12 protein-coding genes and 1 riboswitch are annotated in these 13,884 nt (G+C 63.9%); of the genes, 11 read left to right on the top strand and 1 reads right to left on the bottom strand.

From position 1 onward, the window contains the following. Positions 1-62: 62 nt before the first annotated feature. Positions 63-169, top strand: a riboswitch (TPP riboswitch). Positions 170-325: 156 nt separating this feature from the next. Both thiC and cytX read left to right on the top strand, forming a co-directional pair. Further along, positions 326-2,206, top strand: coding sequence for a phosphomethylpyrimidine synthase ThiC (gene thiC / locus L1P09_RS22805; RefSeq protein WP_235768145.1), 1,881 nt, complete (start codon positions 326-328; stop codon positions 2,204-2,206). Between the two features lie 137 nt (positions 2,207-2,343). Beyond that, entirely contained in the window at positions 2,344-3,627 is a 1,284-nt protein-coding gene (cytX, locus tag L1P09_RS22800; RefSeq protein ID WP_235768144.1) for a putative hydroxymethylpyrimidine transporter CytX, read from the top strand. Here cytX and L1P09_RS22795 read toward each other — a convergent pair. After that, a complete protein-coding gene (locus L1P09_RS22795) occupies positions 3,596-4,342 on the bottom strand; it encodes an RsiV family protein (protein WP_009681333.1) in 747 nt (248 codons plus the stop codon). The two genes, cytX and L1P09_RS22795, sit on opposite strands and share 32 nt — an antisense overlap. A gap of 186 nt (positions 4,343-4,528) precedes the next feature. Here L1P09_RS22795 and L1P09_RS22790 point away from each other — a divergent pair, with 186 nt between their 5' ends. The 9 genes from L1P09_RS22790 (at position 4,529) to L1P09_RS22750 (ending at position 13,863) form a co-directional block, all read left to right on the top strand. Then, the gene (locus L1P09_RS22790) at positions 4,529-5,146 is read left to right on the top strand and encodes an NUDIX domain-containing protein (protein WP_009681332.1); all 618 of its coding nucleotides are present in this window, start codon (positions 4,529-4,531) and stop codon (positions 5,144-5,146) included. Beyond that, positions 5,137-5,589, top strand: a complete 453-nt coding sequence (locus L1P09_RS22785) for a DUF1249 domain-containing protein (protein WP_009681331.1) — start codon at positions 5,137-5,139, stop codon at positions 5,587-5,589. Before L1P09_RS22790 ends, L1P09_RS22785 begins: the two co-directional genes overlap by 10 nt. 1 nt (position 5,590) lies before the next feature. After that, on the top strand, positions 5,591-6,388 hold the full coding sequence (cpdA, locus tag L1P09_RS22780) for a 3',5'-cyclic-AMP phosphodiesterase (protein WP_232892255.1): 798 nt from the start codon (positions 5,591-5,593) through the stop codon (positions 6,386-6,388). 276 nt (positions 6,389-6,664) lie between these two features. After that, complete coding sequence (locus L1P09_RS22775; protein ID WP_054904847.1) at positions 6,665-7,273, top strand: YqiA/YcfP family alpha/beta fold hydrolase; 609 nt, start codon at positions 6,665-6,667, stop codon at positions 7,271-7,273. 35 nt (positions 7,274-7,308) lie between these two features. Beyond that, a complete protein-coding gene (gene parE / locus L1P09_RS22770; RefSeq protein ID WP_009681328.1) occupies positions 7,309-9,213 on the top strand; it encodes a DNA topoisomerase IV subunit B in 1,905 nt (634 codons plus the stop codon). Continuing rightward, the gene (locus L1P09_RS22765) at positions 9,210-10,196 is read left to right on the top strand and encodes an esterase-like activity of phytase family protein (protein ID WP_235768143.1); all 987 of its coding nucleotides are present in this window, start codon (positions 9,210-9,212) and stop codon (positions 10,194-10,196) included. Before parE ends, L1P09_RS22765 begins: the two co-directional genes overlap by 4 nt. After that, positions 10,193-10,711: a retropepsin-like aspartic protease family protein gene (locus L1P09_RS22760; RefSeq protein WP_009681325.1), complete on the top strand. Its 519-nt coding sequence runs from the start codon at positions 10,193-10,195 to the stop codon at positions 10,709-10,711. Before L1P09_RS22765 ends, L1P09_RS22760 begins: the two co-directional genes overlap by 4 nt. A gap of 10 nt (positions 10,712-10,721) precedes the next feature. Then, positions 10,722-12,980, top strand: coding sequence for a DNA topoisomerase IV subunit A (gene parC / locus L1P09_RS22755; RefSeq protein ID WP_235768142.1), 2,259 nt, complete (start codon positions 10,722-10,724; stop codon positions 12,978-12,980). Positions 12,981-13,152: 172 nt separating this feature from the next. Beyond that, a complete protein-coding gene (locus L1P09_RS22750; RefSeq protein ID WP_009681322.1) occupies positions 13,153-13,863 on the top strand; it encodes a PqiC family protein in 711 nt (236 codons plus the stop codon). Positions 13,864-13,884 lie beyond the last annotated feature (21 nt).

The following is a 13,884-nucleotide window of genomic DNA, read 5'->3' as shown; positions in this document are numbered from 1 at the left end:
GCCTTTCATCATCTGCGCAGAAACCCGCTTGGCTTTGCCGACCACAGCAGTCTAGACTGCGCAGGTTCTTGTCGGGGTGCCTTGAAGCAAAGGCTGAGATCGCAGAGGTGCGGATCCCGTTGAACCTGATCAGGTTAGCGCCTGCGTAGGGAACAAGATTGCTCGCCTTCCCGGGGAGCCTCTTGTGCCAGGTCCGGGATTGTCACAGCTGCATGCAGCTTCAAGGCACCCCCATATCCGGCACTGCATCCACTAATGGATGCGTCCGCGCCATTCAGGTTCACCCCGACATTCCACTGCTAGGAAGCCGTCTGGAGAGCCTGTGATGACCCAACAAGAAAAAACGATCAACCTCAGCGAATCGGCGCAAGTCGATCAGCAGTCCGTGCAACCGTTCCCGCGTTCGCGCAAGGTCTATGTGCAGGGCTCGCGCCCGGACATCCGCGTACCCATGCGGGAAATCAGCCTGGCCGATACGCCGACCGATTTCGGTGGCGAGTCCAATGCCCCGGTACTGGTCTACGACACCTCCGGCCCCTACACCGATCCCAGTGTGATCATCGACGTGCGCAAAGGCTTGGCCGACGTGCGGTCGGCCTGGATCGACGCGCGTGGCGACACCGAGCGCCTGGCCGGGCTGAGCTCCGACTTCGGCCAGCAGCGCCTGAACGACGCCGAGCTGGCCAAGCTGCGTTTTGCCCACGTGCGCAACCCGCGCCGGGCCAAGGCCGGCGCCAATGTTTCGCAAATGCACTATGCCCGCCAGGGCATCGTTACCGCCGAGATGGAATACGTGGCCATCCGCGAGAACATGAAGCTGCAGGAGGCGCGCGCCGCCGGCCTGCTCGACGCGCAACATGCCGGGCATAGCTTCGGTGCCAACATTCCGAAAGAGATCACCCCCGAATTCGTGCGCCAGGAAATTGCCCGTGGCCGTGCGATCATCCCGGCCAACATCAACCACCCGGAGCTGGAGCCGATGATCATCGGCCGTAATTTCCTGGTGAAGATCAACGGCAATATCGGTAACAGCGCCCTGGGCTCGTCCATCGAGGAAGAGGTGGCCAAGCTGACCTGGGGCATCCGCTGGGGGTCGGACACGGTCATGGACCTGTCCACCGGCAAGCACATCCATGAGACCCGCGAGTGGATCATCCGCAACTCGCCGGTGCCGATTGGTACCGTGCCGATCTACCAGGCCCTGGAAAAGGTCAACGGGGTGGCCGAGGACCTGACCTGGGAGCTGTTCCGCGACACCCTGATCGAGCAGGCCGAGCAGGGTGTGGACTACTTCACCATCCATGCCGGGGTGTTGCTGCGCTACGTGCCGCTGACCGCCAAGCGGGTCACGGGCATCGTCAGCCGTGGCGGCTCGATCATGGCCAAGTGGTGCCTGGCCCATCACAAGGAAAACTTCCTCTACACCCACTTCGACGAAATCTGCGAAATCATGAAGGCCTACGACGTCAGCTTCTCGCTGGGCGATGGCCTGCGCCCCGGCTCGATCGCCGACGCCAACGACGCTGCGCAGTTCGGTGAGCTGGAAACCCTTGGCGAGCTGACCAAGATTGCCTGGAAGCATGACGTGCAGTGCATGATCGAAGGCCCTGGCCACGTGCCGATGCAGTTGATCAAGGAGAACATGGACAAGCAGCTGGAATGCTGCGACGAGGCGCCGTTCTATACCCTCGGCCCACTGACCACCGATATCGCCCCGGGTTATGACCACATCACCTCGGGCATTGGTGCGGCAATGATCGGCTGGTTCGGCTGCGCCATGCTCTGCTACGTGACGCCCAAGGAGCACCTGGGCCTGCCGAACAAGGATGACGTCAAGACCGGCATCATCACCTACAAGATCGCCGCGCATGCTGCCGACCTTGCCAAAGGCCACCCCGGCGCACAAATCCGCGACAACGCCCTGTCCAAGGCGCGCTTCGAGTTCCGCTGGGAAGACCAGTTCAACCTCGGCCTCGACCCTGACACTGCCCGCGCCTATCACGACGAGACGCTGCCCAAGGAGTCGGCCAAGGTCGCGCACTTCTGCTCGATGTGCGGGCCGAAGTTCTGCTCGATGAAGATCACCCAGGAAGTGCGGGAGTACGCCGCCAAGATCGAAGCCGTGGACGTCACGGTCGAGCAAGGCATGCGTGAGCAGGCCGAGCGGTTCCGCCAGGAAGGCAGCCAGCTGTACCACAAGGTCTGAGAACGCTGGGGCCGGCTCCCGCAGGAACCGCACCAGGCTCAAGGCCAGGGCGTTTTTTGTGGGAGCGGCCTTGCGTCGCGATACGAGGACGAAGTCCTCGCCAGGAACACCAACAACATTGCCGGCGAGCGCCCACCATGACATCACCCAGCCCGTTCTCCCCCGACCACCCGGTCCCCACCCACCAGCGCATCTTCGGCGCGCGTGACCTGTTCTCCCTCTGGTTTTCCCTGGGCATCGGTCTGATGGTGCTGCAAGTCGGCGCCATGCTCGCGCCGGGCCTGGGCCTTGCTGGCGCCGTACTGGCCATTGCCCTGGGCACCGGCGTGGGCGTGCTGTTGCTGGGCGCCGCCGGGGTCATCGGCAGTGACACCGGGCTGTCGGCCATGGGCACCCTGAGGCTCAGCCTGGGCAGCCATGGCACGCGCTTGCCGGCGGTGCTCAATTTGCTGCAACTGGTGGGCTGGGGGGCGTTCGAGATCATCGTCATGCGCGATGCCGCCAGCCTGCTGGGCGCACGTGCGTTCGGTGAGCACAGCGCCTGGAACAGCCCGATGCTGTGGACCCTGTGCTTTGGTGCCCTGGCGACCTTGCTGGCGGTGAGCGGGCCACTGGCGTTCGTGCGCAAGGTGTTGCGCGCCTGGGGTATCTGGTTGCTGCTGGGGGCCTGCGTCTGGCTGACCTGGAACTTGTTCGCCAAGGCCGACCTGGCTGAGTTGTGGGGGCGCGTCGGGGATGGCTCGATGTCGCTGGCAGTAGGCTTCGACATCGTCATTGCCATGCCGCTGTCGTGGCTGCCGCTGATCGCCGACTATTCACGTTTCGCCCGCAATGGCAGGCACGTGTTCGGCGGTACCGTGCTGGGCTACTTCATCGGCAATACCTGGCTGATGAGCCTGGGCGTGGCCTACACCCTGGCCTTCGCCGCCAGTGGCGAAGTCAATGCGTTGTTGCTGGCCTTGGCTGGCGCCGGCATGGGGGTTCCGTTGCTGCTGATTCTGCTCGACGAGTCGGAAAAGGCATTCGCCGACATCCACTCGGCGGCGGTCTCCACCGGGGTGCTGCTGCCGTTGAAGGTGGAGCACCTGGCACTGGCCATCGGCGTGCTGTGCACCCTGATCGCCTTGCTGGCGCCATTGGCTCAGTACGAGAACTTCCTGTTGCTGATCGGTTCGGTGTTTGCGCCGCTGTTCGGCGTAGTGCTGGTGGACCACTATGTCGTGCGTCGCCGTGGCCTGCCGGTACAGGTCAAGGGTTTGCACTGGCAGGCGCTACTGGCCTGGTTCGTAGGGGTGGCGGCCTACCACCTGATTGCCGCCAATGCACCCGAGCTGGGCGCCACCCTGCCAGCATTGCTGCTGGCAGGTGTGCTGCACGGGCTGTTGAGCCTCAGCCGCGGCCGGGGAACAGTTCCGGCTTGAGCACGCCATTGAGGCGCGGGTAGGGGATCTTCAGTTCCACGTGGCCCATGGAATAGGGCGCGATGGCATAGACCTCGTACTTGACCACCAGTGCGCCGTACGTCAGGGCGATGTGCGGCGACTTCTTGAACGGCCAGGTCTTGACGAACTCGGCGTCCTTGTCCATGCCCACGCTCATCAGCCAGGCGCGGTGCGACTCTTCGACGGTTTTCCAGAACGTCTCTTCCTGGCCAGGCAGCAGCATGTCCTGCAGGGTCAGCACCTTGTCCAGCTTGCGGGAGTAGTTGATGAAACCACGCCCAGGCATGCCGTGTGCGCCACCGCTGTCCAGGTAGCTGGACAGTTCGATGATCACCAGGCCGTCATGCTGCTCGCGTACCTTGGCTTGCAGGTAGCTGCTGTTACGTTTGTCGGCACTGGCCAGGTATTGCTGTTCATAGGCCTGCAGGGTGGCCGGCGCGGTGCCATGCTGATTGTCTTCGGTCAGTTGCAGCAAGCGCTTTTCGACGATGCCGTCAAGCTTGGGCAGGGCCGGGAAGTGCACCATGTCGATGTTCACCAGCGGGCAATCGCTTTCGCTGCAACCGGGTTTTACATGCTCCCAGGCGTCGCGTTTGACCTCTAGCGGGGTCCGGTAGTTGGGCGTGAACAGGCTCTGGCAGGCGCCCAGAGCGAGTGCCAGCACGGCCACGGAAGTCAGTTTGACAATGGTCATGATGATCCTTGCAAAAACAGGGAAAAGTCGGCCTTTGACCGTCTGCGCGGCCTTCGGTTCGCCACTAAGCTAACAGAGTGCGCACGTGCTGTCCCGACTGTGCGAATGGTTGCTGGAAAGGGGTGAAACGCGCTGGCGTGCGGAGTAGGATGGCGCGATGCTGTGATTGAGGTAGCGAGGATTTCCATGTCAGACACGTTGAACTCAGTGCCCAGGGCGGTCGAGATCGTCAAGCGGGAAAACTGCTTCCAGGGCTTCTACAAGCTCGACAAAGTGCACTTGCGCCACGAGCTGTTTGCGGGCGGCATGGGGCGCGAGATCAGCCGTGAACTGTTCGTGCGTCACGATGCGGTGTGTGTACTACCCTACGACCCGCTGCGCGATGAAGTGGTGCTGATCGAACAGTTCCGCGTCGGTGCAATGGGCAAGGCCGAAAACCCCTGGCTGATCGAAATGGTCGCCGGGCTGATCGACAAGGACGAGCAACCCGAGGAAGTCGCCCACCGCGAAGCCGAAGAAGAAGCGGGCCTGACTTTCAGTGCCCTGTGGCCGATGACCCGCTACTTCCCGTCGCCAGGCGGCAGCGATGAATACGTGCACTTGTTCCTTGGCCACTGCAGCAGCGAAGGGGCAGGCGGGCTGCATGGCCTGGAGGCCGAGGGTGAAGACATTCGCGTGCGGGTCTGGTCGTTCGAAGATGCCTTGCAGGCCGTGCGCGATGGGCGCATCTGCAACGCGGCGACCATCATCGGCTTGCAATGGCTGGCGCTGAACCGTGACGAAGTACGAGGTATGTGGAAGTGAACCTGCTGCGCGAGCGCTATCGAGTCGACCTGGCCGGGCTGCAGGCTGCCTGTGAGGCCAACTATGCCCGGCTGATGCGCTTGCTGCCGGACATGCGTACCACCCAGAGCTCGCGCCGCATCGGTATGACCCAGGGCGACCAGATGCTTGGCGTGCTGGTGCTCGACGTGGTGCTGGCCTGCCCGTACACCACCACCCTGCATATACGTCAGGAGCACAGCTTGCCGTGGCTGCCGGTGCCGCACCTGGAGGTGCAGGTGTATCACGATGCGCGCATGGCCGAAGTGATCAGCGCCGAACATGCCCGGCGCCTGCGCAGCATCTACCCCTACCCGAACGAGGCCATGCACCAGCCAGACGAAAAGGCCCAGCTCAACCTGTTCCTCGGTGAATGGCTGAGTCACTGCCTGGCCTGTGGCCACGAACTGGCAAGCGTTCGCTGACATGCATGCAGACCACCCGCGCCCAGTACATGTGGTGCAACTGACCGACGCCCATCTTTTCGCCGACCCGGCCGGCAGCATGCTGGGCCTCAAGACCCGTGAAAGTTTGGGCCATGTGGTAGCCCAGGTGCGGCGCGAGCAGCCGCTTGTCGACTTGCTGTTGTGCACGGGCGATTTGTCCCAGGATGCCAGCGTTGCTTCTTATGAAGCTTTTCGTGAGCTGACTGCGCCGTTTGGCGTACCAAGCCGTTGGCTGCCGGGCAACCATGATGAGGCCCGGATCATGGCCGAAGTGGCGCCGGAGTTGGTACAGGCGGTAACCGATATCGGCGCTTGGCGTATTGTGATGCTCAACACGGCGGTGCACGGCGCCACACATGGCTTGCTGGGGGATGACCAGCTGGCAGTGCTGGAGGCCGCGCTGAAAGGGGCGGGCGGGCGCCATTGCCTGGTGTGTTTCCACCATCAACCGGTAGACATCGGCTGCGCCTGGATCGCCCCGATCGGCTTGCGCAATGCCCAGGCGCTGTTTGACATCATTGGAGGTTACCCACAGGTGCGGGCATTGCTGTGGGGGCACGTTCATCAGGAGTGGGATGAAGTGCGCGATGGTCGGCGCCTGCTGGCTACGCCTTCGACCTGCATTCAGTTCGCGGCCCGCAGCGAGGACTTCAAGGTGAGCGAAGAGCAGCCTGGGTACCGCTGGCTGCGCCTGCATGCCGACGGGCGGCTGGAGACCGGGGTGGAGCGGGCGTGGGACTTTGAAGTGAAGCTCGACTTCGATAGCCCAGGTTATTGAGCGGGTTGCGCGTTCAACTGTAGGAGCGGCCTTGTGTCGCGAAAGGGCCGCAAAGCGGCCCCGACAATGTCTGCGGCGAAGCTGAAATTCTGGGGGGCGCTTCGCACCCCCCTTCGCGACACAAGGCCGCTCCTACAGGGTGCCCTGTTGCAGCGGGCTATGGTGAAGAAATTGTTGCGAAACCCGTGACGCTGCGTCAAAACCCGGCGAACGCGCTACACTGCGCGTCCCTGCGCCCGCATCATCAGGCGCGAAGCCACAGATTCCGGGGGCAGCATGTCGGGTTCCATCCTCTATATCCATGGCTTCAACAGCTCGCCGCTTTCCACCAAGGCGCGCCAGCTCGAAGCGGTCATGCAGCGGCTCGGCCTGGCCGACCAACTGCGGGTGCCCGCCTTGCACCATCACCCACGCCAGGCCATCGCCCAGCTTGAGGCAGCCATCGCCGAACTGGGCGCGCCATTACTGGTGGGCAGTTCGCTCGGCGGCTACTATGCCACCTGTCTGGCGGAGCGCCATGGCCTCAAGGCCTTGCTGGTCAACCCGGCGGTTACCCCGCACAAGCACTTTGACGGCTACCTGGGTACCCAGCGCAACCACTACACCGATGAAACCTGGGAGCTGACCCTGGACCACGTGCAGGCCCTGGCCGAGCTGGAAGTGCCAGCGCCGGTCGATGCCAGCCGCTATCAGGTGTGGCTGCAAACCGCCGACGAAACCCTGGATTACCGCCATGCCGAACGTTATTACCGTGCTTGTGCCCTGCGCATCCAGGCCGGTGGTGACCACAGTTTCCAGGGCTTTGCCGAGCGCCTGCCGGCCCTGCTGGCGTTTGCCGGTATTGCGCGTGGGCAGTATGCAGCGCTCGATTTTTCTGTATTTTGACTTTTTTGCACTCACCAGACTGACGACGAGACCCTATGGCCAATCCCAGCGCTAGCGCCTATAACGCAGACGCCATCGAAGTCCTCTCGGGCCTTGACCCGGTCCGCAAGCGGCCGGGCATGTACACCGACACCAGCCGCCCCAACCACCTGGCCCAGGAAGTGATCGACAACAGTGTCGACGAAGCCCTGGCCGGTCACGCCCGCTCCGTGCAGGTCATTCTGCATGCCGACCACTCGCTGGAAGTCAGCGACGACGGCCGTGGCATGCCGGTGGACATTCACCCCGAAGAGGGCGTGTCCGGGGTCGAGCTGATCCTGACCAAGCTGCACGCCGGCGGCAAGTTCTCCAACAAGAACTACCAGTTCTCCGGTGGCTTGCACGGCGTTGGCATCTCGGTGGTCAACGCCCTGTCGACCCAGGTGCGCGTGCGTGTCAAACGCGACGGCAACGAGTACCAGATGACCTTCGCCGACGGCTTCAAGGCCAGCGAGCTGGAAGTTGTGGGTTCGGTCGGCAAGCGCAACACCGGCACCAGCGTGTATTTCAGCCCCGACCCCAAGTATTTCGACTCGCCGAAATTCTCCATCAGCCGTCTCAAGCACGTGCTCAAGGCCAAGGCCGTGCTGTGCCCAGGCCTGCTGGTCAGCTTCGAGGACAAGGCCAGCGGCGAAAAGGTCGAATGGCACTACGAGGATGGCCTGCGTTCCTACCTGGTCGATTCGGTCAACGAGTTCCAGCGCCTGCCCGATGAGCCGTTCTGCGGTAGCCTGGCCGGTAACAAGGAAGCGGTAGACTGGGCCTTGTTGTGGCTGCCCGAAGGCGGCGACAGCATCCAGGAAAGCTACGTCAACCTGATCCCTACCGCCCAGGGTGGTACCCACGTCAATGGCCTGCGCCAGGGCCTGCTGGATGCCATGCGCGAGTTCTGCGAATTCCGCAACCTGCTGCCGCGCGGGGTCAAGCTGGCACCGGAAGACGTTTGGGAGCGCATCACTTTCGTCCTCTCGATGAAGATGCAGGACCCGCAGTTCTCCGGGCAGACCAAAGAGCGGCTGTCTTCACGCGAGGCGGCGGCATTCGTCTCTGGCGTGGTCAAGGATGCCTTCAGCCTGTGGCTCAACGCCCACCCTGAACTGGGCATGCAACTGGCGGAGCTGGCCATCAGCAATGCCGGCCGCCGCCTCAAGGCCAGCAAGAAGGTCGAGCGCAAGCGCATCACTCAGGGCCCGGCATTGCCCGGCAAGCTGGCCGACTGCGCCGGCCAGGACCCGATGCGTGCCGAGCTGTTCCTGGTCGAGGGTGACTCGGCCGGTGGCTCGGCCAAGCAGGCCCGGGACAAGGAATTCCAGGCCATCCTGCCGCTGCGCGGCAAGATCCTCAACACCTGGGAAGTGGACGGCGGCGAAGTCCTGGCCAGCCAGGAAGTGCACAACATTGCCGTGGCCATCGGCGTCGACCCCGGTGCCACCGACCTGGCGCAACTGCGCTATGGCAAAATCTGCATCCTCGCCGACGCCGATTCCGACGGCCTGCACATTGCCACGCTGTTGTGCGCGCTGTTCGTGCAGCACTTCCGTGCACTGGTCGAGGCCGGGCACGTGTATGTGGCCATGCCGCCGCTGTACCGCATCGACCTGGGCAAGGAAATCTACTATGCCCTCGACGAAGCCGAGCGTGATGGCATTCTCGACCGCCTGGTGGCCGAGAAGAAGCGCGGCAAACCCCAAGTCACCCGCTTCAAGGGTTTGGGCGAAATGAACCCGCCACAACTGCGTGAAACCACCATGGACCCGAATACCCGGCGCCTGGTGCAACTGACCCTGGATGACGTGCAGGCGACTTGCGAGCTGATGGACAAGCTGCTGGCCAAGAAGCGCGCCGGTGACCGCAAGAACTGGCTGGAAACCAAAGGTAACCTCGCCGAGGTCATGGTTTGATTCGTCTGCTTCTGGCGGCCTGGCTGGCGCTGGTTGCGCTGCCGGGCCTGGCGGGCGACTGGCCAGAGCTGAAGATGACTGCCGAGCACCCGATAGACGGTATGCGCGGTGGTAACCTGTCTGGTCTAGCAGTCTGCCGGGGGGCGTTATGGGGCGTGTCCGACCGCGACGATGACCGCATCTACCGCTTCGACCAGCAGAGCGCTACCTGGCGCGCGCAGGCGCTTGTCTTCACTGCGCCGCCGGTGCCGGAAAGCGGCCTGCCGTGGGGCCTGAAGTCACGCAACTGGGCGGCGTCGTACATTCGCGGCGGGGCGCTGGACTTTGAAGGCATCACCTGCGACCAGGCAAACAACCTGTACCTGGTCAGCGAGGCAAACGCTGCGGTGCTGCAACTGCCGCCCGAAGGTGAGCCCGACTGGCTCAAGATCGACCCGGCCATGGTCCGTCAGGCGCGGGCCAGTGGCATGCTGCTGAACTTCAATGCGCTGTTCGAAGGGCTGGCAATCAACCCGGCGGGTGACCGCCTGTGGCTGGCGGCCGAGCGCGAGCGCCGTGGTCTGGTGGCCATCGAACGGCAGCAGTCGGTATGGACCTGCGGGCGCGGTTGCGTGCTGCTGAGCGAGGCTGGGGTCGAGATGCAGCCGCCGCAAATGCCAGAGGCCCGGGCCCTGTCGCGCGACTTTTCCGACCTCGCCTGGTTCGAGGGCAAGCTGTTCACCCTTGAGCGCAACGCCTACCGGATATGCCGGCGGGACGCTGACAGCGGCGAGGTCGAGCGCTGCTGGTCGTTCGCCGCCGAGGCGCTGGAGCCGATGCGCCGCTACGATCAGCCGTTCGGCCTGGCCGAGGCGCTGGTGATCGACGGCAAAGGCGCCTGGGTTGGGTTGGACAACAACAACGCTGACCGTGCCGACGGCGAGCGGCGCCCGATCGTGTGGCGCTTCGAGGCACCTCAGGGCGGCTGGGGCGCCAAACCGTGAGCCAGGCACCGGGCAAGCGCGCAGGGCGGGTGCTGATGGTGCTTGCCTGGGCGGCTGCGCTGTTTCTGGCCACGCGCTTTTTCGGCCAGTGGGAAGACAGCCAACGTAACCCCAACCGCCAGGTGCAGTCGGAGCACGGCCAAGGTTTCATCGAGGTGCGCCTGCTGAGTAATGGCCAGGGGCATTTCGTGGTGGATGGCGCGATCAATGGCCAGGTGGTGCATTTCATGCTCGACACCGGGGCCACCGACGTCGCGATCCCCGAAGGGCTGGCCCGTGACCTGAACCTGGCGCGTGGCAGCCCGGTGCTGCTGAGTACCGCCAATGGCCGCACCGAGGGCTACCGCACGCGGCTGGCCAGCCTGCAACTGGGCGACATCCACCTGCAGAACGTACGCGCCATTGTCGTGCCGGGCCTGGATGGCCCCACCGTGCTACTGGGCATGAGTGCCCTGCAACAACTTGAATTTACCCAGCGCGGTGGCACCATGCTGCTGCGCCAGAACCTGAAATGACGAGGCCCGCATGAGCGACTCACTGGAACTCAGCCTGGACGGCGTAGAACGCCGCTCACTGGCTGACTTCACCGAACAGGCCTACCTCAACTACTCCATGTACGTGATCATGGACCGCGCCCTGCCGCATATCGGCGATGGCCTCAAGCCAGTGCAGCGGCGCATTGTCTACGCCATGAGCGAGTTGGGGCTCGATGCCGATGCCAAGCACAAGAAGTCGGCGCGTACCGTCGGTGACGTGCTCGGCAAGTTCCACCCCCATGGCGACTTGGCCTGCTATGAAGCCATGGTGCTGATGGCGCAGCCGTTCAGCTACCGCTACACACTGGTCGATGGCCAGGGCAACTGGGGTGCGCCGGACGATCCGAAGTCGTTCGCGGCGATGCGCTACACCGAGGCGCGGTTGTCCCGCTATGCCGAAGTGCTGCTCAGCGAAGTCGGCCAGGGCACCGTCGACTGGGTGCCCAACTTCGACGGCACCTTGCAGGAGCCCGCCGTGTTGCCGGCACGCCTGCCCAACATTCTGCTCAACGGCACCACCGGTATCGCCGTGGGCATGGCCACCGATGTGCCGCCGCACAACCTGCGTGAAGTGGCCAGCGCCTGTGTGCGCCTGCTCGACGAGCCCAAGGCCACCATCGAGCAGTTGTGCGAGCATATTCAAGGGCCGGACTACCCGACCGAGGCCGAAATCGTCACGCCGCGGGCCGAAATCCTCAAGATGTACGAAAGTGGCCGTGGCTCGATCCGCATGCGCGCCGTGTACCGCGTCGAGGACGGCGACATCGTTGTAACCGCGTTGCCACACCAGGTGTCGGGGGCCAAGGTGCTGGAGCAGATCGCGGCGCAGATGCAGGCCAAGAAGCTGCCGATGGTGGCCGACCTGCGCGACGAATCGGATCACGAGAACCCTTGCCGCATCGTCATCATCCCGCGGTCCAACCGTGTGGATGCCGACGAGCTGATGCAGCACCTGTTCGCCACCACCGACCTGGAAAGCAGCTACCGGGTCAACGTCAATATCATCGGCCTCGACGGCCGGCCGCAGCTGAAGAACCTGCGCACGATCCTGGTGGAATGGCTGGAGTTCCGCACCCATACCGTTCGTCGCCGGCTGCAGCACCGCCTGGACAAGGTCGAGAAGCGCTTGCACCTGCTGGACGGTTTGCTCACCGCGTTCCTCAACCTGGATGAAGTGATCCACATCATCCGCACCGAGGACCACCCCAAACAGGCGCTGATCGCGCGCTTCGGCCTGACCGAAATCCAGGCCGACTACATCCTCGAGACCCGCCTGCGGCAGTTGGCGCGTTTGGAGGAGATGAAGATCCGCGGCGAGCAGGACGAACTGCTGAAAGAGCAAGCCAAATTGCAGGCGCTGCTGGGCAGCGAGGCCAAACTGCGCAAGCTGGTGCGCAGCGAGCTGATCAAGGATGCCGAAACCTATGGCGACGACCGCCGCTCGCCAATCGTCGAGCGCGCCGAAGCCAAGGCGCTGTCGGAAAACGAGCTGATGCCGACCGAGCCGGTCACCGTGGTGCTGTCGGAAAAAGGCTGGATACGCTGTGCCAAGGGCCACGACATCGACGCGACCGGCTTGTCGTACAAGGCAGGCGACGGCTTCAAGGCCGCTGCTGCTGGCCGCTCCAACCAGTTTGCCGTGCTGATCGACTCGACCGGGCGCAGCTACTCGCTGGCCGCCCACAGCCTGCCTTCGGCGCGTGGCCAGGGTGAGCCGCTGACGGGGCGCCTGACGCCTCCGCCTGGGGCCACCTTCGATTGCGTGCTGCTGCCAGAGGACGATGCGCTGTACGTGGTCGCGTCCGACGCCGGCTACGGCTTTGTGGTCAAGGGTGAAGACCTGCAGGCCAAGAACAAGGCCGGCAAGGGTTTGCTCAGCCTGCCCAACGGCGCCAAGGTCATGACGCCGCGGCCGGTGGCTAACCGTGAGCAGGACTGGCTGGCGGCGGTGACCACCGAAGGCCGCCTGCTGGTGTTCAAGGTCAGCGACTTGCCACAGCTGGGTAAAGGCAAGGGCAACAAGATCATCGGTGTACCCGGCGACCGGGTCGCCAGCCGCGAAGAGTTCGTCACCGACCTGGCCGTGGTCGCCGACGGGGCGACCCTTGTATTGCAGGCCGGCAAGCGTACCCTGTCTCTGAAGCCCGACGACCTGGAACACTACAAGGGCGAGCGTGGCCGGCGCGGCAGCAAGCTGCCGCGTGGGTTCCAGCGCGTCGATAGCTTGCAGGTGGAAGTGCCGGCGTAACCGGTGGAAATGTCTGGAACGGCAATTACAGCGCCGTTCCGGGCAGAAACACTGGAGTCGGACGGTTATTTCGCGGATGATATGGCCCTTGCGGCGCCGGCGTGGTCGTGTGCCCGTTTGAATTTATATGTATCACTGCGGTGTGCCTGTAGGCAGCCGCCTGGATGGGATGATGAAATTTCTGCGCCTTCCACTTGCGCTGTTGATGACTGGCCTGCTGGGGCTGGGCGGGTGCACCATGCACCAGCCTGTTGCCTTGTACCAGCTCGACAGTGGTGATCCTGGCCAGCCGTCGCAGAGTGCGGGCATGGCCGTTGTACTCGGGCCGGTATCGGTGGCCGATTACCTGCAGCGCGAGACGTTCCTGCAGCGCCAGGCCGATGGCAGCCTGAGCGCGGCGACCGACGGTCGTTGGGCGGGTAGCCTGTCGTCGGACATCGACCAGTTGCTGGTGCGCCAGCTGGCCTGGCGCCTGGACAGCCAGCGAGTGGTACTGGCCCCGGCAACGGCCGGTTTCACGCCGGATGTACAGGTGCTGCTGTCGATTACCCGCCTGGACTCGGGCAAGGACCAACCGGCCATCCTCGACGCCCAGTGGCGCCTGCTGGACCGCCGTGGCCGCGTACGTGACAACCGTATCGTGCACCTCGAACAGCCACATGAGGGCAGCGAGTCGTCGCAGGTACAGGCCCAGGGCCAATTGCTGCAGAAGCTGGCCGAGCAGCTGAGCACGGCGGTGAAGCCGCTGGCCAACCAGCCGGCAATCGCTGAAGAAACGCCGAAAAAGCCGGCTGCACCGGTGCAGGTGAAGAAGGCGCCGGAAAAGTCCAGGATCCCGATGGCCTCGCCGATCCGCACCGATATGGAAGTCTATCGGTTCTGACCTAACCGCCAGGTGTAAAAA

This window comes from Pseudomonas juntendi, assembly GCF_021560075.1.
Taxonomy (GTDB): domain Bacteria; phylum Pseudomonadota; class Gammaproteobacteria; order Pseudomonadales; family Pseudomonadaceae; genus Aquipseudomonas; species Aquipseudomonas juntendi.
The sequence above is the reverse complement of the archived record's forward strand: the minus strand, read 5'-3'. Positions and strand labels throughout refer to the sequence as shown.

Excerpts from the sequence above, each read along its gene's own strand:
- cpdA (WP_232892255.1), top strand. The coding sequence starts at position 5,591 with ATGCATGCAGACCACCCGCGCCCAGTACATGTGGTGCAACTGACCGAC.
- L1P09_RS22795 (WP_009681333.1), bottom strand. The coding sequence starts at position 4,342 with ATGACCATTGTCAAACTGACTTCCGTGGCCGTGCTGGCACTCGCTCTG.
- parE (WP_009681328.1), top strand. The coding sequence starts at position 7,309 with ATGGCCAATCCCAGCGCTAGCGCCTATAACGCAGACGCCATCGAAGTC.
- L1P09_RS22790 (WP_009681332.1), top strand. The coding sequence starts at position 4,529 with ATGTCAGACACGTTGAACTCAGTGCCCAGGGCGGTCGAGATCGTCAAG.
- parC (WP_235768142.1), top strand. The coding sequence starts at position 10,722 with ATGAGCGACTCACTGGAACTCAGCCTGGACGGCGTAGAACGCCGCTCA.
- L1P09_RS22750 (WP_009681322.1), top strand. The coding sequence starts at position 13,153 with ATGAAATTTCTGCGCCTTCCACTTGCGCTGTTGATGACTGGCCTGCTG.
- cytX (WP_235768144.1), top strand. The coding sequence starts at position 2,344 with ATGACATCACCCAGCCCGTTCTCCCCCGACCACCCGGTCCCCACCCAC.
- L1P09_RS22775 (WP_054904847.1), top strand. The coding sequence starts at position 6,665 with ATGTCGGGTTCCATCCTCTATATCCATGGCTTCAACAGCTCGCCGCTT.
- thiC (WP_235768145.1), top strand. The coding sequence starts at position 326 with ATGACCCAACAAGAAAAAACGATCAACCTCAGCGAATCGGCGCAAGTC.